20 protein-coding genes and 1 tRNA gene are annotated in these 19127 nt (G+C 68.2%); 8 read left to right on the top strand and 13 right to left on the bottom strand.

Going from position 1 to position 19127, the window contains the following annotated elements; genetic code table 11:
* The first annotated feature begins 458 nt into the window (after nucleotides 1-458).
* Nucleotides 459-932 carry an MmpS family transport accessory protein gene (locus tag AOM45_RS26180; protein WP_081902120.1) on the top strand — a complete coding sequence of 158 codons (474 nt, stop codon included), beginning with the start codon at nucleotides 459-461 and terminating at the stop codon, nucleotides 930-932.
* A 324-nt stretch (nucleotides 933-1256) separates the two neighbouring features.
* Here AOM45_RS26180 and AOM45_RS26175 read toward each other — a convergent pair.
* The 5 genes from AOM45_RS26175 to AOM45_RS26155 form a co-directional block, all read right to left on the bottom strand.
* Nucleotides 1257-1329, bottom strand: a tRNA-Ala gene (locus AOM45_RS26175).
* Nucleotides 1330-1387: 58 nt separating this feature from the next.
* Nucleotides 1388-2101 (bottom strand): divisome protein SepX/GlpR, encoded by a 714-nt coding sequence (gene sepX, locus AOM45_RS26170; RefSeq protein ID WP_030467653.1) that lies wholly within the window; start codon nucleotides 2099-2101, stop codon nucleotides 1388-1390.
* A 155-nt stretch (nucleotides 2102-2256) separates the two neighbouring features.
* Nucleotides 2257-2910, bottom strand: a complete 654-nt coding sequence (locus AOM45_RS26165; RefSeq protein ID WP_030467654.1) for a GNAT family N-acetyltransferase — start codon at nucleotides 2908-2910, stop codon at nucleotides 2257-2259.
* A gap of 13 nt (nucleotides 2911-2923) precedes the next feature.
* On the bottom strand, nucleotides 2924-4147 hold the full coding sequence (gene glp / locus AOM45_RS26160) for a molybdotransferase-like divisome protein Glp (RefSeq protein WP_030467655.1): 1224 nt from the start codon (nucleotides 4145-4147) through the stop codon (nucleotides 2924-2926).
* A gap of 30 nt (nucleotides 4148-4177) precedes the next feature.
* The gene (locus tag AOM45_RS26155) at nucleotides 4178-5062 is read right to left on the bottom strand and encodes a UTP--glucose-1-phosphate uridylyltransferase (RefSeq protein WP_156093819.1); all 885 of its coding nucleotides are present in this window, start codon (nucleotides 5060-5062) and stop codon (nucleotides 4178-4180) included.
* 38 nt (nucleotides 5063-5100) lie between these two features.
* Between AOM45_RS26155 and AOM45_RS26150 the strand changes: the two genes are divergently transcribed.
* From AOM45_RS26150 to mscL, 4 genes are all read left to right on the top strand, one after another.
* Nucleotides 5101-5667 (top strand): 5-formyltetrahydrofolate cyclo-ligase, encoded by a 567-nt coding sequence (locus AOM45_RS26150; protein ID WP_030467657.1) that lies wholly within the window; start codon nucleotides 5101-5103, stop codon nucleotides 5665-5667.
* 94 nt (nucleotides 5668-5761) lie between these two features.
* Nucleotides 5762-6064: an FmdB family zinc ribbon protein gene (locus AOM45_RS49840; RefSeq protein WP_081902121.1), complete on the top strand. Its 303-nt coding sequence runs from the start codon at nucleotides 5762-5764 to the stop codon at nucleotides 6062-6064.
* Nucleotides 6065-6136: 72 nt separating this feature from the next.
* On the top strand, nucleotides 6137-6691 hold the full coding sequence (locus AOM45_RS53550) for an SAF domain-containing protein (protein ID WP_051783352.1): 555 nt from the start codon (nucleotides 6137-6139) through the stop codon (nucleotides 6689-6691).
* Complete coding sequence (gene mscL, locus AOM45_RS26135; protein ID WP_030467660.1) at nucleotides 6691-7131, top strand: large-conductance mechanosensitive channel protein MscL; 441 nt, start codon at nucleotides 6691-6693, stop codon at nucleotides 7129-7131. The genes AOM45_RS53550 and mscL overlap by 1 nt, the downstream gene beginning before the upstream one ends.
* Nucleotides 7132-7670: 539 nt before the next feature.
* Here mscL and AOM45_RS54025 read toward each other — a convergent pair.
* The 8 genes from AOM45_RS54025 to AOM45_RS26100 form a co-directional block, all read right to left on the bottom strand.
* The gene (locus tag AOM45_RS54025; RefSeq protein WP_081902122.1) at nucleotides 7671-7862 is read right to left on the bottom strand and encodes a hypothetical protein; all 192 of its coding nucleotides are present in this window, start codon (nucleotides 7860-7862) and stop codon (nucleotides 7671-7673) included.
* Nucleotides 7849-8349, bottom strand: coding sequence for a MogA/MoaB family molybdenum cofactor biosynthesis protein (locus tag AOM45_RS26130; RefSeq protein ID WP_030467661.1), 501 nt, complete (start codon nucleotides 8347-8349; stop codon nucleotides 7849-7851). Before AOM45_RS26130 ends, AOM45_RS54025 begins: the two co-directional genes overlap by 14 nt.
* Nucleotides 8350-8354: 5 nt before the next feature.
* Nucleotides 8355-9254, bottom strand: a complete 900-nt coding sequence (locus tag AOM45_RS26125) for a sensor histidine kinase (protein WP_030467662.1) — start codon at nucleotides 9252-9254, stop codon at nucleotides 8355-8357.
* Entirely contained in the window at nucleotides 9239-9922 is a 684-nt protein-coding gene (locus AOM45_RS26120; RefSeq protein WP_428829541.1) for a response regulator transcription factor, read from the bottom strand. The genes AOM45_RS26125 and AOM45_RS26120 overlap by 16 nt, the downstream gene beginning before the upstream one ends.
* Nucleotides 9923-10089: 167 nt before the next feature.
* Nucleotides 10090-11580 carry a S1C family serine protease gene (locus AOM45_RS26115; RefSeq protein WP_063757031.1) on the bottom strand — a complete coding sequence of 497 codons (1491 nt, stop codon included), beginning with the start codon at nucleotides 11578-11580 and terminating at the stop codon, nucleotides 10090-10092.
* A gap of 63 nt (nucleotides 11581-11643) precedes the next feature.
* A complete protein-coding gene (galT, locus tag AOM45_RS26110) occupies nucleotides 11644-12729 on the bottom strand; it encodes a galactose-1-phosphate uridylyltransferase (protein WP_030467665.1) in 1086 nt (361 codons plus the stop codon).
* Nucleotides 12726-13523 (bottom strand): DeoR/GlpR family DNA-binding transcription regulator, encoded by a 798-nt coding sequence (locus AOM45_RS26105; RefSeq protein ID WP_030467666.1) that lies wholly within the window; start codon nucleotides 13521-13523, stop codon nucleotides 12726-12728. Before AOM45_RS26105 ends, galT begins: the two co-directional genes overlap by 4 nt.
* A gap of 1 nt (nucleotide 13524) precedes the next feature.
* The gene (locus tag AOM45_RS26100) at nucleotides 13525-15507 is read right to left on the bottom strand and encodes a beta-galactosidase (RefSeq protein WP_201780069.1); all 1983 of its coding nucleotides are present in this window, start codon (nucleotides 15505-15507) and stop codon (nucleotides 13525-13527) included.
* Nucleotides 15508-15746: 239 nt separating this feature from the next.
* Between AOM45_RS26100 and AOM45_RS26095 the strand changes: the two genes are divergently transcribed.
* Genes AOM45_RS26095 through AOM45_RS26085 form a run of 3 tightly spaced genes read left to right on the top strand, consistent with a single transcriptional unit; the run spans nucleotide 15747 to nucleotide 18906 of the window.
* A complete protein-coding gene (locus tag AOM45_RS26095) occupies nucleotides 15747-17054 on the top strand; it encodes an ABC transporter substrate-binding protein (RefSeq protein ID WP_030467668.1) in 1308 nt (435 codons plus the stop codon).
* The gene (locus tag AOM45_RS26090) at nucleotides 17051-18004 is read left to right on the top strand and encodes a carbohydrate ABC transporter permease (protein WP_051783354.1); all 954 of its coding nucleotides are present in this window, start codon (nucleotides 17051-17053) and stop codon (nucleotides 18002-18004) included. The genes AOM45_RS26095 and AOM45_RS26090 overlap by 4 nt, the downstream gene beginning before the upstream one ends.
* Nucleotides 18001-18906: a carbohydrate ABC transporter permease gene (locus AOM45_RS26085; protein ID WP_051783357.1), complete on the top strand. Its 906-nt coding sequence runs from the start codon at nucleotides 18001-18003 to the stop codon at nucleotides 18904-18906. Before AOM45_RS26090 ends, AOM45_RS26085 begins: the two co-directional genes overlap by 4 nt.
* Nucleotides 18907-19127 lie beyond the last annotated feature (221 nt).

Below are 19127 nucleotides of genomic sequence, written 5' to 3'. Positions count from 1 at the left end.
ATTAGCGTCCAACAGCGCTGCGGTTCACATCCGCGGGTGGTGCACCGGCCGTCACGTGAAGACACCTAAATCGTCGTGCGGCCAATGTCCGAGGAATTACCTGAACGTAAACGGTCTGTCAACTGAGTCGCACTCGCGACCGTCCCGTGATGTGACCAAGACCTAACGAGATATTCGGCGCCACCCTATGCACGACATTGCGCCCAACACCATTCGGCACGTATATGCGCAGTTCAACGGACCATCAGGCAGGCCGCGGGCCTGCATGCCAAGCGACAGGTGTTTGCTTTTCAAAGTTGACACCCGACAGTTTCGACACCATTCGACAACGCAGAACCAAGAAACTTCTTCCCCGAATGGACCTGGCCGAAACATCCGCACAGCTGCCACCATGACCCGGCGCAACAACGACCAACGCAGCAATACCGGAATCCACCGACAAGAGAGAGTGGTGGGATATGCCGTCAGTCACGAGCAGCCGCAAAGCCGCCCCACTCGCGCCTCCCACCAGCGGCCGAGGCCGCCGGCGAGCCCGGTGGGCAGCGGCAGCCGGCCTGGCCGCGGCCGTGGTCCTCGCGGTGACGGCCCTGATCCTCACCGGCGAAGAACCCGCGCCCGTTCCGACCACCCACACGGTCGTCTACGAGGTCACCGGCCCGGGAGGCAGGGCACCGGAGATCAGGTTCGCGGTCGAGGGGACGAACACCGTCGAGAAGGCGGAAGCCGTCGGCCTGCCGTGGCGCAAGGAACTGACCATTCCCGCACGGCCAGGTCTCGCCGTGGCACAGGTCATGGCGACCAACGGCCAGGGCGAGTCGATCTCGTGCACCATCACGGTCGACGGCCACGTCGTCGCCAACAACACGGCCAAGGGCGAGTACACGACCGTGTCGTGCTCGAACATGATCGCCCCGGCGGTGCAGGAGGGATGACACCGTCCGATGTGGACGGAGTTGTCAGCGAGACCCGAGCCGACACTCAGCTGCGTTGCTTCTTGCCATCGAGATGACGGTCCATGACGGACAGCGGTCCCGCGGAACGCTGCTGGTCGACCTCGGCGCGCATGATCATGGCGATCCTGTGCAACGCCACGTGTATCTCGTCTTCTGTGGCGGGGCTTGCGCGTAGATCTCCATCGTCACGGAGAACTCGGCAAGACAAGAGGCTTGGCAAGAGCCTTGATCAGCAGCACGTTGCCGCTGTGCCGGCAAAGAAAGAGGCCGTCCACTTTGGAGTGGACGGCCTCTGACGTGCTGTGGAGCTGAGGGGAATCGAACCCCTGACCTTCTCGATGCGAACGAGACGCGCTACCAACTGTGCTACAGCCCCTTGCGGTGTTACGAGAGAACTATAGCAGGGCCGGAGGGGGTGTTTTCACCACCCCCTCCTAAGCCCCCACGGCACCTCGGTACCGCAGCGACTCCAGTCCGTCCAACTCGACGAACACCGGGTCCTCGTCGTCGGAGTCGACCGGAATGGTGCCCGGTCGCACGTGGTGCTCGTAGCGCGGCAACGGTGGCAGCGCCGGCTTCTCGTCGACCACGACGACCTCGACCTGGGTGGTCTCGGCTTCCGCGGCGACGACCGGTTCCGCTGCCGGGGCCTCCTGCTGGGGCTGCGGGCCCGTCGCCCGGCGGCGGCGGACCTGCTGCAGGCGGGCCAGCCGGCGGGCGCGGATCTCCTCCTCGATCCGCACCTGGCGGCGCAGGTACGTCAGGTAGCCCACGATCACCAGGTCCAGCGCTGCGTGGCCGTACCAGAGCGGCGTGTAGAACACGCCGGCCACCACACCGGAAGCCACGGCGGCGACCAGCAGGAACGCCACGACTCTGCGGCGGAACGCGTACTTCGCCTGGGCGACCAGTGCGGCCGTCTCCGGGTCGTAGCCACCACGGCCGCGCCGGAACGGGCGTTCGACGTACTCCTCCTCGTCGAAGTAGTCGTCGTCGATGTCGTGGATGTCGTCGTACTCGGCGTCGGGCATGGCGTCGTACTCCTCCCCCACGCTGCGCGCACTCTCCTGGCGCTTGCGGGCCATCATGGGGACGAGGACCACCAGCCACGCCACGACCAGCGCAACGATGATCAGCGAACTCGGCATTCCCCGTTCACCTCCCCCGGCCCACGCGTGGTGCTGTCACCACGCTAGTCACAACAGTCACACCAGTGTCGGAGGCTCGCCGAGCGCTGTGCGTACCAAAGTGTGGTGTATCACCCACTTTTGGGTGAAGCGATTACGGCGAACGGAAGCAACCGTCAGGGAAGACGGGCCTCTCCGCGTGCGACCAAACGGCGCACTAGGCCATCCGGGACCTCTTCGACCGTCAGCGCGAAGCAGAGGTGGTCGCGCCACTGTCCGGCAACATCCAGATAACGCTTGAAGAGGCCTTCCTCGCGATATCCGGATTTCGTGAGCACGCGGATCGAGGCGGCGTTCTCCGGGCGGACGGTGGCTTCGAGGCGGTGCAGACCAGCCTCGCGGAACGCGTGATCGGTGAGCAACGCCACGGCGGCCGTTGCGACGCCGCCGCCCGCCCGATCAGCGGCCACCCAGTAGCCGATCCAGGCGGACAGCAGCGAGCCGCGCACGATGTTGCCGACCGTGATCTGACCGGCCACCTCGCCGTTGACCATGATCATGAACGGCAGCGTGCTGCCGCGCCGGGCCATGGCGCGCAGCGAAGACCACTGGGCGGGCCAGGACAGCGTCGCGTTGCGCTCGTCCCAGCCCTCCTGCGCCGTGGGCTCCCACTGCTCCAGATACGCGCGGTCGCGGATCCGCAGCTTCGACCAGCTCGAGCCGTCGAAGAGCCGGGGCCCGCGCAAGGTGACGGTTCCCGCGCGCACCTCGACGGGCCCCAGCCGGACCGGCCAGCCGGGGTGACGTCCCAGATCGGAGAAAGCGCTCATCCCCCGCCGCTCGTCAACCGCGTTGGGCGAGGAAGCTGACGAGAACCTCTTCGCCGACCGAAACCTCAGTGACGTCCTCTTCGACCATGATCAGGCAGTTCGCCTCCGCCAGCGAGGCCAGCAGGTGCGACCCGGACGTGCCGAGCGGCTGCACCAGGTACTCGCCGTTGTCCGCGTCGCGCAGCAGCTGGCCGCGCAGGAAGCCCCGGCGGCCCTTCGTTGAGGACAGCGGCGACAACAACCGGGCCGACACGGCGCGACGGTACGGGTTCTTCTTGCCCAGCGCTGCCCTGATCAACGGCCTGACCAGCACCTCGAACACCACGAGCGCGCTCATCGGGTTCGCCGGCAGCAGGAACGTCGGCACGGCGTCCGGCCCGAGCCGCCCGAAGCCCTGCGCGGAGCCGGGGTGCATGGCGACGCGGCTGACGTCCATGTCGCCGAGCTCCGCCAGCGCCGCCTTGACCTCGTCGCCGATCGTGCCGCCCACGCCGCCTGCGATGACCACGATCTCGGAGAGCAGCAACCGTCCCTCGACGACCTCGCGCAGCCGGCGCGGATCGGCCGACATGATGCCGACCCTGCTGACCTCGGCGCCCGCGTCACGTGCGGCGGCGGCCAGCGCGTACGAGTTCACGTCGTAGACCTGGCCCTGTCCGGGCGTGCGGTCGACGTCGACGAGCTCCTCGCCGAGCGAGATCACGGACACCCGAGGACGCGGGTGCACGAGCACCTTGTTGCGCCCGACGGCGGCCAGCAGCCCCACCTGAGCAGCGCCGATGGACGCGCCGCGGCGCACGGCGACGTCACCGGTCTGCACGTCCTCGCCGGTGCGGCGGACGAACCCGGCGGACGGCACGCTGCGGTTCACCGTCACCTTGGCGTGGTGGCCGTCGGTGTAGCCGAGCGGCACGACGGCGTCGGCCAGCGTCGGCAGCGGCGCACCGGTCGCGACCCGCACCGCCTGGCCCGGCTGGAGCCGCCGCGGCTGCCGGGAGCCGGCCGGGATCTCGCCCACGACCGGCAGCTGCACGGGGTTCGCGTTCGCGCCGGACACGTCGACGCTGCGCACCGCGTAGCCGTCCACCGCCGCCTGGTCGAAGCCGGGCAACGCGCGTTCCGCGACGACCTCCTCCGCGCAGAGCAGGCCCTGCGACTCCGAGATCGCCACCCGCACGGGCGCGGGCCGCACCGCGGCCGCGATCACCCGAGCGAGCTGCTCGTCCACTGACCTCATGTGTTGGTCCTCGCGCGCAGAAGGTGTCGATCAGGAGTTGTCGAGGCGTTCCCGCAACCACTCGCGCAGGTCGGGTCCGTACTCCGGGGTCTTGAGTGCGAAGTCAACCGCAGCGCGCAGGAATCCGGCGGGATTGCCGAGGTCGTGTCGCCCGCCGCGGTGCACCACGACGTGCACGGGGTGACCCTCGTTGATCAGCAGCGCGATGGCGTCGGTCAGCTGCAGCTCACCGCCCGCACCAGGCGTGATGCGCTTGAGAGCGTCGAAGATGGCCCGGTCGAGCAGGTACCGGCCGGCCGCGGCGAACGTCGACGGCGCCTCCTCCGGCTTCGGCTTCTCGACCATGCCGACGACCTGCTTGACGTCGTCGCTGCCGGTGTCGCGGACGTCGAACACGCCGTACGCGGAAATCTGCTCGCGCGGGATGTCGAACGCCAGCAGGACGCTGCCGCCCTTCTCCTCGCGGACCTTCGCCATCTTCTTGAGCGCGTCGGTCGGCAGCACGATGTCGTCGGGCAGCAGCACCGCGACGGCCTCGTCGTCGCCGGTCAGGTTGCCCTCGGCGCACCCGACGGCGTGCCCGAGGCCGAGCGCCTGCTCCTGGATCGCGGTCTCGGCCTTGATCAGCTGGGGCGCCCGCCGGATCTTCTCGACCAGGTCGGTCTTGCCCTTGTCGGTGAGCGACTGCTCGAGCTCAGGGCTCTCGTCGAAGTAGTTCGCGACGGACGCCTTCGTCGGCGAGGTGACGATGACCAGCTTCTTCGCGCCGGCCTCGGCCGCTTCCCTCGCCACGTACTCGATGGCGGGGGTGTCGACCAGCGGCAGCAGTTCCTTCGGCACGGCTTTGGTCGTGGGGAGGAAACGGGTGCCCAGACCGGCCGCGGGCACGATAGCGGTGTGGAAGGCGCTGCTCATGGGCTGCGATGCTAACGACATACCGAGGGATACCCAGCATGACGTCCGATCTTCGTGACCGGAAGGCCACACTGCGTTCACGGTTGCTGGCCGCGCGCCGGTCGTTGTCGCCCGAGGTCCGCGCCGTCGAGGCCGCAGCGCTGGCGGCTCACGTCGCCGCTCTGGACGTCGGCCCTGATCAGACGGTGTGCGCGTTCCTGCCGGTCGGTTCGGAGCCCGGTGACGCGTCGTGGCTCGACGGCCTGCGGTGCCGGGTGCTGCTGCCGATCGTGACGGGCGACTCGCCGCTCGACTGGGCGGTCCACACCGGACCCTCCGGACTGGTGCCGGCGGCGTTCAAGCTGCTCGAACCGTCCGGGCCCCGGCTCGGTGCCTCGGCGATCGCTGGAGCCTCGCTGGTGCTGGTGCCCGCGCTGGCGGTGTCGGTGTCCGGAGTGCGGCTCGGAAAGGGCCAGGGGCACTACGACCGGTCGTTGCCGCTGGTCACAGCGCCGCTGGTGGCCGTCGTGAGAGATTCCGAGGTGCTGGAAGAGGTGCCCGCCGAGCCTCACGACGTGCGGATGAACGGCGTTCTGACCCCCTCGGCAGGGCTGCGGTGGCTGTGACTTTGACCGGGGGTGTTTGCGCTTCGGGAAGGTCCTGGGCGAAAATCGTGTTGGCACTCACAACGGTCGAGTGCCAGATCTAGGAGCGAACCCAGTGCCTACGTACCAGTACGCCTGCACCGCTTGTGAGCACCGGTTCGAGGCTGTGCAGTCCTTCAGCGACGCCTCCCTCACCGAGTGCCCGGAGTGTTCGGGCAAGCTGCGCAAGCTCTTCGGCGCCGTCGGTGTCGTCTTCAAGGGCAGCGGTTTCTACCGGACGGACAGCCGGTCGGGCTCGTCCAAGAGCACGTCGTCCACTTCCGCGGCGTCCTCTTCCACGTCCTCGTCCTCCACGACTTCGTCGTCCTCCTCGGACTCGAAGCCCTCGACGAGCGCTCCGGCGGCCGCGGCCTCCTGAAGATCGCGAGTTGTCCACAACTTGCGGCTGAGCCCCGTTTGACATGCCTCCGACGGCCCTACCGTCGGAGGCATGACTCTTTCCAGCACCTTCCTCGACCGGCTCCGCTCGCTGTCGCGCCGCCGCCCTCCCGTCGCGTGGCGCAGGTTCCTGGCCGGCGCACTGGTCCTGCTAGCCGCGTTGACGGCCTTCTGGCCGGACGTGGGCCATCCCGCCGTGACAGCCGCACGAGATCTACCCGCCGGAGTGCCCCTCACGGCTGACGACGTGCGCGTCGTGTCGTTGAGTGCGCCTTTGCCGGGGTCGTTCGCGAGTGCTTCGGACGTGCTGGGCCGGGCGTTGTCGTCGCCGGCGCGGGCGGGCGTTCCGTTGACGGACTTCGATCTCGCCGGGGCGTCGGACGATCTCGCGTCGGTGGCCGTGCGGGTGGCTGACCAGGGCCTCGCCGACGTGGTGCGGATCGGCAGCCGGGTCGACGTGGTGTCGGCGTCGGCGGAGGTGCTGGCGGAGAACGCGTCGGTGCGGGAGACGCGCGGCCAGGTCGTCGTGCTGACGTTGCCGAGACTTAATGCAAATCGTGTGGCCGCGATGTCACTGGATCATTCATTAGCCGTTACTCTCCGCTGATGCTGAAGGGATTCAAGGACTTCCTGATGCGCGGGAACGTCGTCGACCTGGCCGTGGCCGTGGTCATCGGCGCCGCGTTCGGAACGATCGTCACCGCGTTCACCTCGAACATCATCAACCCCTTGGTGGCGCTGTTCGGCGGCAACAACGTCGAGGGTTTCGCGTACCAGCTCCTCGACTCCAACGAGAAGACGAAGATGGACTTCGGTGCGCTGATCACCGCGGTCATCAACTTCGCGATCGTCGCGGCCGTCGTGTACTTCGTGTTCGTGCTCCCGATGAACAAGATCAAGGAGCGCCGCAAGAAGGGCGAGGAGCCGGGCCCGTCGGAGCCCACCGACGTCGAACTGCTGAAGGAGATCCGCGACCTGCTGGCGGCGCAGCAGAACGGGCAGCCGCAGGTGGTGCAGGGGACGGACGTGCGCAACCCGAAGGTCTAGGTGGTGGCCCGGAACGTTGCCGGGCGGGTTCGCGGTCAGTCAGGGAATCGTGGTGTCGCCAGGTGCCCTTGCTGGACGTGAGTCGCCCGGCCAACGTTCCGGGGCCGCTCCAGCAGGCTCAGGCCATCGCGGGTACCGCGCAGCGATGCCGGGCCAGCTCACCAGGCCGGGGAATCGTGGCGGCGCCCGCGACGTCGCCAGCCAGACCCAAGGCCTGACAGGGAGCTGCGGCACCAGGCGAACCCACAGCCCAACGCGCGGGCCAGGCGAACCGAGAGCTCGCCGCGGCATCAGGCGAACCTACGACCCCAACGCGCGGCCAAGCGAACCCACGGCCTATCTCGGCACCAGGTGAACCCGCAGCCCAACGCGCGACCGGGCGAACCCTCAGCCCGACGCGCGGGCCAGGCGAATCCACAGCCCACCGCGGCACCAGGCAAACCTACGACCCCACCACGCGGGCCAGGCGAGCCCACGGCCCACCGCAATTCCGCGGCCGAACCTCGAACCACCCAACGCCCCAGACCCGAGCACAGGCGTCAGCCACCGTGATGCGGCGGCCTGTTCTCCCGGTACCAGTCCTCACGGTCCCCAGAACCGTCCCCAGAGCCCCCACCGCGCTCGTCCGACGTCGTCTCCGGGAGCACGTCGCCGAACACCTCAGCGAGCCGACGACGGCGCTTCACAGCAGCGTCGTCGTCGGCCGGCTTCGGCGAATCACTCTTCGTCAAGACCGCTCAGCTGCTCGATGACGTAGGGCACCAGCGAAGACAGCGTCGCCATGCCGTCGCGGACCGCGGAGCGCGAGCCCGCGAGGTTCACGACGAGCGTGCTGCCGGAGACGCCCACCAGGCCTCGCGAGATGCCCGCGTCCACCGCGCCCGCGGCCAGCCCCGACGCACGAAGTGCCTCGGCGATGCCGTGGATCGGGCGGTCGAGCACACCCTGCGTGGCGTCGGGAGTCACGTCGCGGGGGGACACGCCTGTGCCGCCCACGGTGACCACGAGGTCGACGCCACCGATGACGGCCGTGTTGAGCGCGGCCCGGATGTCGACCACCTCACCTTCGACCGCGACGGTGCCGTCGACGATGAAGCCCGCTTCTTCGAGCAGTTCGGTGACGAGAGGGCCGGAGTTGTCGTCCTGCTCGCCGTGCGCCACCCGGTCGTCCACGATCACGACCAAAGCGCGGCCAAGGCGCTGCGCGCTGCGTTCCATACCGATCACCGTAGCGGGAGTCTGACTTCGAAGCGGCAGCCAGGACCGTGGTTCTGGACGCCGATCCGCCCGTGGTGCGCGTCGACGAGCCCGCGAGCGATCGAAAGTCCCAGTCCCGCACCGGTCGGGTTGCGGGCGACGCTGCCGCGGAAGCCCACGTCGAAGACGTGTGGCAGCACGTCGTCGGGGATGCCGCCGCACCCGTCGTCCACCCGCACCACCGCTTCGCCTCCGTCCACATCGACCTGAACGGAGACCGCGCCGCCCTCCGGTGTGTGCCGTATGGCGTTCGACACGAGGTTGCGCACGACACGCATCAGTTCCGGATCTGACCCGCGCACGACCGGCCACTCGCGAGCGGCCGCGCGCAACTGGACGCCCTTCAAAGCGGCCACGGGCCGGGACGCGGCGACCACGTCGCTCACGACGTCCGTCAGCCGCACGTCGTGCAGCGTCAGGTTCAACGCGCCGGCCGTGATCCGCGAGAGCTGGAACAGGTCGTCCACCAGCTTCGAGAGGTGGTCCGCCTCCAGCGCGATCTGCTTGGCGTAGACGGCGACCTCACCCGGTTCGGAGACGACACCGTCCTCCAGGGCCTCGGTCATCGCCCGGATGCCGGCCAGCGGCGTCCGCAGGTCGTGACTGATCCACGCCACCAGCTGCCGCCGGGCGGACTCGGCCTCGCGCTCCCACATGGTCCGCCGCGCGATCGCCCGTCCGAGCATGATCGAGAACGGCACGGTGACCACGCCGACGACCACACACGCCATCAGGGCGGCGTTGAGCATCGGCGTGAACATGAACCCGCTGACGATCAGCACGCCCGCGATGGTCGCCACCACCGGCACGATCACCATGACGGTCATCACGGTGGTCAGCGACACCTTGCTCAGTCGATCGAACATTTGTCATACCTGTAGCCGACGCCCCAGACAGTGCTGAGGCGCTTGGGTTTCGCCGGGTCCTGCTCGATCTTCTCGCGCAACCGTCGCACGTGGACGGTCACCGTCGACTGGTCGCCGAACTGCCAGCCCCACACCCGGTCGAGCAGCTCCGCCCGCCCGAAGGCCTTGCCCGCGTTCGCGATGAAGAACGCCAGCAGGTCGAACTCGCGGGTGGTGAGCTGCAACGGCATGTCGTCGAGTGTCGCGGTGTGCGCGGCGACGTCGAGCACCAGGTTCCCGTCGCGCACCATCCGCGGTTCGTAGGTCCTGCCCGCCCGCCGCAGCACCGACGAGACGCGCAACGCGAGCTCGCGCGGGCTGAACGGCTTCGTGACGTAGTCGTCCGCGCCGATCTGCAACCCGGCGATGCGGTCCTCCTCCTCGCCCAGCGCCGTCAGCATGACCACGGGGGTGCTGCCTCGTTCGCGGATGCGCCGGCACACCTCCAGGCCGTCGACGCCGGGCAGCATCAGGTCCAGCACGACGATGTCCGGCTCGTTCGCGGCCAACAGCCGCAACGCCTGCTCTCCGTCACCGGCCAGCTCGACCTCGTACCCGGCGTGTTCGAGGTAGCGGCGCACCACGTCCCGCACCGTTGTGTCGTCGTCGACGACCAGAACCCGTTCCACCACGTCACCACGCTAAGCCACGAACGCCCTCAGGGCCCCTGACCGTCACGAGGACGTAAGAAGGGGCTGTACCTGAGAGCGGGGCAGGTGCGCTCAGGTACAGCCCCTCAGGGGTCGTCACGTCCGGTTCTGGCGGGCGGCGGATGCCAGAACCGGACGCCCCCGACCTAACCCACCTCGACACCTCCGAGGGTGGCTTCCACGGTCCGGTTGTCGGACAGCGTGATGGTCACCTTGTCGCCGGGCGCCTTGGAGCGCACGGCCGCGACGAGGGTGTCCGAGCTGTCGATGCGACGGTCGCCGAACTTGGTGATCACGTCGTTCTCCTTCAGGCCGGCTTGCTCCGCGGCACCGCCGGGGGTGACCTTGCTGATCACGGCGCCACCGTTCTCGGCCTCCTTCACCTCGACGCCGAGGACCGTCTGCTTGGCCTTGCCGGTCTTGACGATCTCGTCGATCGTGCGGCGCGCCTGGTCCATCGGGATCGCGAAGCCGATGCCGACGGAGCCCGCCTGGCCGCCCGCCTGGTTCGGGCTGTAGATCGCGGAGTTGATGCCGACGACCTGGCCCTGCATGTTCACCAGTGGACCGCCGGAGTTGCCGGGGTTGATGGCCGCGTCGGTCTGGATGGCGTTCAGCACGGTCGCCTGCGAGTTGCGGGCGTCGCTGCCGGCGGAGACCGGGCGGTTCACCGAGCTGACGATGCCGGAGGTCACGGTGCCGGACAGCTCGAACGGCGAGCCGATCGCGACGACGCCCTGGCCGATCTTGAGGTCACCGGAGTTGCCGAGCTGAACGACGGGCAGCCCGGAGACGCCGTCGGCCTGGATGACCGCGATGTCGGAGCTCGGGTCGCGGCCGAGGATCTTGGCGGTGGCGGTCTTGCCGTCCTGGAAGACCACCTTGATGTTGCCTCCGGCCGCGGCACCCTCGATGACGTGGTTGTTCGTCACGATCTGGCCGTTGCTGGAGATGATGAACCCCGAGCCCTCGCCGGCGCCGGTCCGCGTCACGACCTGGATCTGGACGACGGACGGCAGCAGCTTGTTCGCCACGTCCTCGACCGAGCCCGCGGGGGCGTTGCTGGTCTGCGAGGCCGGGCGGGGCGTGTCGAGCGAGCTCACGGCGGACGAGTCGTTGGCGAAGTTGTAGCCGAGGTAGCCGCCGAGGCCACCGGAGACGCCGCCCACGAGCAGCACGAGGGCCGCGACGCCCGCCACGACCTTGCCGCGGCCCTTGGGGCGCGGTGGGACGGGCGGCGGCTGGTAGCCGGGCGGGAGGTAGTACTGACCCGTCGAGGGCGGTCCGGCGGGCGGCTGCTCCGCACCGAACTGAGCGCCAGGACCGAGCGGGTGAGGTTGGCCGGACCCAGGAGGAGGAAGCTGCTGGCCGGGTCCGGACCCGCCGAGCTGCGCCTGGCCCGCGTCAGGTGCGTGCACCTGCGGCTGGGCCGGAGAGAACGAGGCGGGCACGTCGCCCAGGCCGGCAGGGGCGTGTGCAGCCCCGGCCTGGCCGGATCCCCCCTGCAAAGGATCCGGCTGGCCGGGTTCCGGCGGCTGCGGGCCCTGCTCCCGCGCGCCGGAGTCGGTCTGACCGGCGTTCGGCGGCACGGAGTGGGGCTGTTCCGGCTGCTGCGCTGGCTGGTTGCTCTCGGTCATGGCCACAGTCTCTCGGCCCGTCCTGAGAGAACCCTTAAACCAGCCTTGGAGGTCTGTGAGGGTTCAGCCGAGCCCGCGCAGCCGCTCCGCGATCTGTTCCGGGGTCACGTCGTTGATCCACACGGCCTCGCCCGACTCGGAGCCCGCGAGGTACTTCAGCTTGTCCTTCGTCCGGAGCACCGAGAAGACCTGCAGGTGCAGCCACATCTCGTCGCGGCCGACGTTCACGGGCGCCTGGTGCCACGCCGCGATGTACGGCAGCGGGCGGTCGTACAGGGCGTCCAGGCGGTGCAGGACCTTCAGGTACAACGAGCTGAAGTCGTCACGTTCCACAGAGGACAGACCGGCCAGGTCCGCGATCTGCCGGCGGGGCGCCAGCACGACCTCGACGGGCCAGCGCGCGGCGGCCGGCACGAAAGCCACCCAGTGCGGGGACTCCTCGACCACGCGCGCGCCCGCGCGGAGCTCGGCCTCCAGCACGTCGCCGAACAACGGACGCCCGTGGGCCGCGTAGTGCTCCAGCGCCGCTTCGAGCATCCGCTCGGTGCGTGGCGTCACGAACGGGTACGCGTAGATCTGGCCGTGCGGGTGCGAGAGCGTCACGCCGATCTCTTCGCCGCGGTTCTCGAACGGGAAGACCTGCTCGACGCCTGGCAACGTTGACAGGAAGGCGACCCGGTCCGCCCAGGCGTCCACGACGGTGCGCACGCGCTCCTCGGAGAGCTCGCCGAACGACTTGTTGTGGTCGGAGGTGAAGCACACGACCTCGCACCGTCCACGGCCCGGCGCGCGCACGAACAGCTCCTCACCATCCACAGTGGACGGCACATCCGGCACGTTCTGCGCCAGCGACGGGAATCTGTTCTCGAAGACGACGACGTCGTAGTCGGCCTCGGGGATCTCCGTGGGCCGGCCGGGCGTCGACGGGCACAGCGGGCAGAGGTCCGCCGGCGGCTTGTAGGTGCGTGTCTGACGATGAGCCGCCATGGCGACCCATTCGCGGGTCAACGGGTCCAGCCGCACTTCGGACATCGGCTGAGACTCCGGAAGGTCCCGGGTGTCCACCGCGACCCGCGGTGGAGCTTCAGCGCTGTCGTCGAAGTAGATGATCTCCCGGCCGTCCGCCAGCTTTCCCGCGGTACGCCTCACGCCAACTCCTCGCCACTTCCTGGTACGTGTGCCAACACCAACTCGCCGACCTGCTCGGTGAGGATGGCCCGTGCGTCGTCCGGCAACCCCTCGTCGGTCACCAGGACGTCTGCCTCGTCGAGGTCGGCGATCGTGGAAATGCCCACGGTGCCCCACTTCTCGTGGTCCGCGACCACGACCACGCGTCCCGCGGCGTCGACGAGCGCGCGGTCCGTTTCACTCTCGTTGAGGTTCGGTGTGGTGAAGCCGGAGCGCTCGGCCATGCCGTGCACGCCCAGGAACACCACGTCGAGGTGCAGCGACCGCAACGCCTGCACGGCCACAGGTCCCACCAACGCGTCGGACGGGGTGCGCACGCCACCGGTCAGCACGACCGTGCGGTCGGTGCGCCCGCTCTGCTGCAGCACGTCCGCGACGCGGATCGAGTTCGTCACGACGGTCAGGTCCGGGATGTCGTCGAGGAAACGCGCCAGCGTCCACGTCGTCGTGCCCGCGGACAGACCGATGGCCGTGCCGGGACGCACGAGGCCCGCGGCGGCGGCCGCGATCGCCTCCTTCTCGGGCAGCTGCCGGACCGACTTGGCCTCGAAGCCGGGCTCGTCGGTCGAGCGCCCGACGACGGACGTGGCGCCGCCGTAGACCTTCTCCACCAGTCCGCGCGAGGCGAGCACGTCGAGGTCGCGGCGCACGGTCATGTCCGAGACGCCGAGCCGCACGACCAGGTCGCTCACGCGCACCGCGCCGGTCCGCCGGACCTCCTCGATGATCACCGCTTGCCGTTGACGTGCCAGCACCTCACACCTCTTCCCTGAGGACTACGACGTCCCCGGCGCGCACGGTGAGGCGTCCGGAGACCTGCTCGCCGGACAACACGTCGACACCGGACGCATCGATCTGCGCGTCGGTGTCGGTGTGGTTGACGGCGAAGAGCCACGATACGTCGCCCTTGCGCCTCACAAGCTCGATCCCGGGACTGGACACCGCCACGCCCGCACCGGAAAGCGCGTTTTCCACCGTTCGGCCGAGACCGCCCTCATCGAGGTCGCACGCCACGTACCAGGCGACACCGCTGCCGAACGCGTTCCGCGTCACCGCGGGCACTCCCGGCAACGGTCCGTCGGCGTAGGAAACGACGACGTCAGCGCTGCGCACGTGGAGGTGCTCGGTCCACAGCGTCGCGGTCGAGCCGTCCGTCAGCGAAACGGTTTCGTCCTGCCGCAGCGGGAAGAACTCCTCCGACCACACGCCCAGGACGTCGCGGAACGCACCGGGGTAACCGCCCAGTCGCACTCGCGTGTGCTCGTCGGCAACACCGGACAAGTACGTGACCACGACATGACCGCCGCCTGCCACGTAGTCCGCGATCACCGCGGCGTGCGCGTCGGACACCGTGTAGAACGCCGGCACCACGACCATCGAGTACTTCGACAGGTTCGTGCCCGGAGCCACGAAGTCGACGGTGACACCGGCCTGCCACAGCGCCTTGTAGTAGCCCAGGACGTGCCGGTAGTAGTCGAAGTCCTGCGTCGGGTGCGCGTCCTGGCGCAACGCCCAGCCGGACTGGAAGTCGAACAGCACGGCCACGGAAGCGTCCACAGTGGAGCCCATGACCTCGCGCAGCTTCGCGTACTCACCACCGACCCCGCAGACCTCGCGGTACACCTTCGTGTCCGTGCCGGCGTGCGGGACCATCGCCGAGTGGTAGCGCTCGCCACCACCGCGCGACTGCCGCCACTGGAAGAACAACGTGCCGTCCGCGCCGCGGGCGATGTTCTGGAACGAGTGCCGCCGCATCTCCCCCGGCAGCTTCGCGATGTTGCGCCGCTGCCAGTTCACCGCGGAGGTCGAGTTCTCCATCAGCAGCCACGGCTTGCCGCCCGCCAGGCCGCGCACGAGGTCCGCGGACATCGCGAGCTCGACGTGCCGGTCGGGTGACTGGGCCTCGGTGTAGTGGTCGTTCGAGACGAAGTCGACCTCGCGCGCCCACTTCCAGTAGTCCAGGTCGCGGAAGGTCCAGTTGGCCATGAAGTTCGTGGTGACCGGCACGTCCGGCGTGATCATCCGCAGCACGTCGCGCTCGGCCTTGTACTGCGCCAGCAGCGCGTCGTCGCTGAACCGGTCGTAGTCGAGGACGTGGGCCGGGTTCGCGTACGTCGGCGTCACGCGCGGCGGCAGGATCTGCGCGAAGTCGGTGTAGCCCTGGCTCCAGAACGCCGTCGACCAGGCCTCGTTGAGCTGGTCGAGCGTGTAGCGGGCGGCGAGCCACTCGCGGAACGACTCGGCGCACGTGTCGCAGTAGCAGCGCGCGACGTGGCACCCGTACTCGTTGCCGACGTGCCACGCGGCGAGCGCGGGGTGGTCGCGGTAGTGCGAGGCCATCTCGGCGGCCAGCGCCGTCGCCCGGTCGCGGTAGATCGGCGACGACGGGCAGTAGGCCTGCCGTGAGCCGTGCGAGAGCCGCACACCGTCGGCGCGGACGGGCAGCATCTCGGGGTAGGAGGTCGTGAGCCACGGCGGAGGCGCGGCGGTGGCGGTCGCGAGGTCGACGCGGATGCCTCCCGCGTGCAGCTGGTCGAGCACCCGGTCGAGCCAGTCGAACCGGTACTCACCCTTGCTGACCTCGATCTTCGCCCAGCTGAAGATCCCCACGCTGACCAGGTTCACCCCCGCCCTGCGCATGAGCTCGACGTCCTCGGCCCAGACGTGTTCCGGCCACTGCTCGGGGTTGTAGTCAGCTCCCCAGGCGAGCCCTTGCATGCCAGTCGGCCAAGTCGTCACGGCGGCAAGCGTGGCCGACAAACCCCCCAACGTCAACACAAGCAAACACAACTTCACGTTTGGGTCTGTTCGGCGGTTGACCGGCACAAGGACCGGGATCGTGCTAGAAACCCGCTGTGCACGGGTTTAACAGCTGAGTAACGGGACTTGACATGATGTGTGCCTGGGACCACATTGTGCGCAACTTTGTTGGAGTCCTGTTCGGTTCGTTCGAGCGAGTGTCACCCGTAGGAGCGATGATGGTTCGGTACACGCCTGGTTCCTCTCCGTTGCCCCACTTCGGCAGGCGCGCGATGCTGCGGATCATGCTGGCCGGCGCAGGTGTCGCCGCGACCGGTGGCCTCGCGGCGTGCGGCGGCGGCTCCAGCTCTGGCGGCGACTCCAAGGTCGTCACCTTCGGCAACAACCTGTCGGACCAGGTGCCGAAGGACGCGATCACCGCGGCGCTGAAGGGCTTCGACGCCCAGTCGGGCGGCTACTCCGTCACGATCAACACGAAGCAGCACGAGCAGTACCAGGAGCAGATCAACAACTACCTGCAGGGCAAGCCGGACGACGTGCTCGCGTGGTTCGCCGGCTACCGCATGCGGTTCTTCGCCGACCAGGGTCTCACCGGTGACCTCAGCGACCTGTGGGGCAAGATCGGCGGCAACTACTCCGACGCGCTCAAGCAGGCGTCCACGGGTTCGGACAAGAAGCAGTACTTCGTGCCGTTCATCCAGTACCCGTGGGGCATGTTCTACCGCAAGAGCGTCTGGCAGGAGCGCGGCTACACGGTCCCCAAGACCCTCGACGAGCTCGTCGCGGTCTCCACCAAGATGAAGGCCGACGGCCTGATCCCGATCGCGTTCGCCCAGAAGCAGGGCTGGCCGGGCATGGGCACGTTCGACCAGCTGAACTTCCGCATCAACGGCTACCAGTTCCACGTCGACCTGCTCGCGGGCAAGGAGAACTGGCAGGACAAGAAGGTCAAGGACGTGTTCGACACCTGGAAGCGGCTGCTGCCGTTCCACCAGGAGAACGCCCTCGGCCGCGAGTGGCAGGAAGCCGCTCAGGCGTTGCAGCAGAAGAAGGCCGGCATGTACCTGCTCGGCTCGTTCGTGGGCCAGCAGTTCCCGGACGCCGACAAGGACGACCTCGACTTCTTCCCGTTCCCGGAGATCAACCCCGAGCACGGCACCGACACGGTCGAGGCGCCGATCGACGGCTACATGATGGCGAAGAAGCCGGCGAACAAGGACGGCGCGCTCAAGCTGCTCGAGTACCTGGCGAGCCCCGAGCCGCAGCTCGCCTACCTCAAGGCGGACCCGAACTCGATCGCGACCAACACGAAGGCCGACACGTCCGGCTACAGCGCGTTGCAGAAGAAGTCGGCCGAGGTCATCAAGAGCGCCAAGCACATCACGCAGTTCCTCGACCGCGACACCGACCCCGGCTTCGCGAGCGAGGCGGCGACCAACGGGCTCATCGCGTTCATCAAGAACCCCGATGACATCGACTCCGTGCTCAAGGGCATGGCCGACCAGGCGAAGAACATCTTCAAGTGACCGCGTTGCAGGAGAAGCCGAAGGCGGTGGCCCCCAGCGGGCCGCCGCCTCGTCGGCGTGGAAAACGTGCCACCGCCCTCGCGGGCACGGACAAACTCGTGCTCGCGATCATGCTCGGCATCCCCACGATCGTGCACCTGCTGTTCGTGTGGATCCCGACGCTGGGCTCGATCGCGTTGTCGTTCAGCAGGTGGAACGGCATCGGAGGGTTCGAGGACATCGAGTGGATCGGTGTCGAGAACTACGTCGAGATCTTCACCGAGTACCCGCGGTTCTGGCCGGCCGTGCAGCACAACCTGATCTGGCTGGCGTTCCTGCTCGTCGTGCCGACGTGCGCGGGCCTGCTGCTGGCCGTGCTGCTCGACCGCGAGCTCAGGTTCAGCCGCATCTACCAGAGCGCGCTGTACATGCCGATGGTGCTGTCGCTCGCGCTGATCGGCTTCATCTGGCAGCTGATCTACACTCCCGACGGCGGTCTGCTGAACTCGGTGCTGGGTCTCGACAAGCCGGTCGACTGGATCGGCGACTCGGACATCAACCTCTACGCGGTGCTCGTCGCGGCCGCGTGGCGGCACACCGGCTACATCATGCTGCTGTACTTGGCGGGCCTGAAGGGCGTCGACCCGTCGCTGAAGGAAGCCGCCGCGCTCGACGGCGCCTCGGCGACCCAGACGTTCTTCCGCGTCACCTTCCCGGTGATGAAGCCGGTCAACATCGTCGTGGCCGTCGTGACGGTGATCGAGGCGCTGCGAGCGTTCGACATCGTCTACGTCATCAACAAGGGACGCAACGGGTTGGAGCTGTTGTCGGTGCTGGTGACCGACAACATCATCGGTGAGGCGTCGCGCATCGGCCGCGGCTCGGCGGTCGCGGTGATCCTGCTGACGATCTCGCTCGGCGTCATCATCCCGTACCTGTACCAGACGTTCAGCAAGGAGAACCGGACGTGACGGCCACCTTGGAACGGCCCTCGGCGCCGGTTGTGTCGAAGAAGCGGACGATCACCCCGGCGCGGGCCGCGTTGCACGCGTTCCTGATCCTGACGTGCCTGATGACGCTGGCACCCCTGCTGTGGGCGGTCTACGCGTCGTTGCGCACGTACGAAGACACGTCGGTCAACGGCTACTTCTCCGTCGCGAAGTCCCTCACCCTGGCGAACTTCGCGAAGGCGTGGGAGATCGGCGACCTGCCGCACTTCTACCTGAACACGTTCCTGATCACCGTCCCCGCGCTGGTGCTCACGCTGCTGCTCAGCTCGATGGTGGCGTTCGGCGTGTCCCGGTTCAGCTTCAAGCTCAACCTCGTGCTGCTCATGATCTTCACCGCGGGCAACCTGTTGCCGCAGCAGGTGATCGTGACGCCGCTGTGGAGGCTGTACCGGCTGATCGAGGTGCCGGAGTGGATCTCCGCCAGTGGGTCGTTGATCGACTCGCAGCTCGGCGTGATTCTGATCCACATCGCTTTCCAGTCCGGTTTCTGCACGTTTGTCCTGTCGAACTACATGAAGACCATCCCGTACGAGTTGACCGAGGCTGCTCGGGTGGACGGGGCTTCGGTGTTTCGGCAGTACTGGCAGTTGACCCTGCCGCTGTGCCGGCCGGTGCTGGCTGCTCTGGCCACTCTTGAGTTCACCTGGATCTACAACGACTTCCTGTGGGCGTTGGTTTTGATCCAGGACGGGGACAAGATGCCGGTCACGTCCGCGTTGCAGAACTTGAAGGGGACGTTCTTCACCGACAACAACCTCATTGCTGCCGGGTCGTTGTTGGTGGCGTTGCCCACGTTGGTCGTGTTCTTCGTTTTGCAGCGGCAGTTCGTGGGTGGGTTGACGTTGGGGTCCACCAAGGGCTGACTTCGGGTTCACGGTTGCGCCCCCTGGCCTTTTGGGTTGGGGGGCGCTGTTTGTGCGGGTCGGCTTGGGGTGCTGTCGCGTCGCCGTCATCCTCACTGCCGTCCTCGCCGTCGCCCTCGTGCTCGCCCCCGCCATCGCCGTCCCATCTGCCGGGCGCATGCCCTACCTTCCCGGGAAACGCCAAAGGGGCGAGGCCGTGTTGGCCTCGCCCCTTTGCTGCG

It is taken from the genome of Lentzea aerocolonigenes (assembly GCF_000974445.1).
GTDB lineage: Bacteria > Actinomycetota > Actinomycetes > Mycobacteriales > Pseudonocardiaceae > Lentzea > Lentzea aerocolonigenes.
The sequence above is the reverse complement of the archived record's forward strand: the minus strand, read 5'-3'. Positions and strand labels throughout refer to the sequence as shown.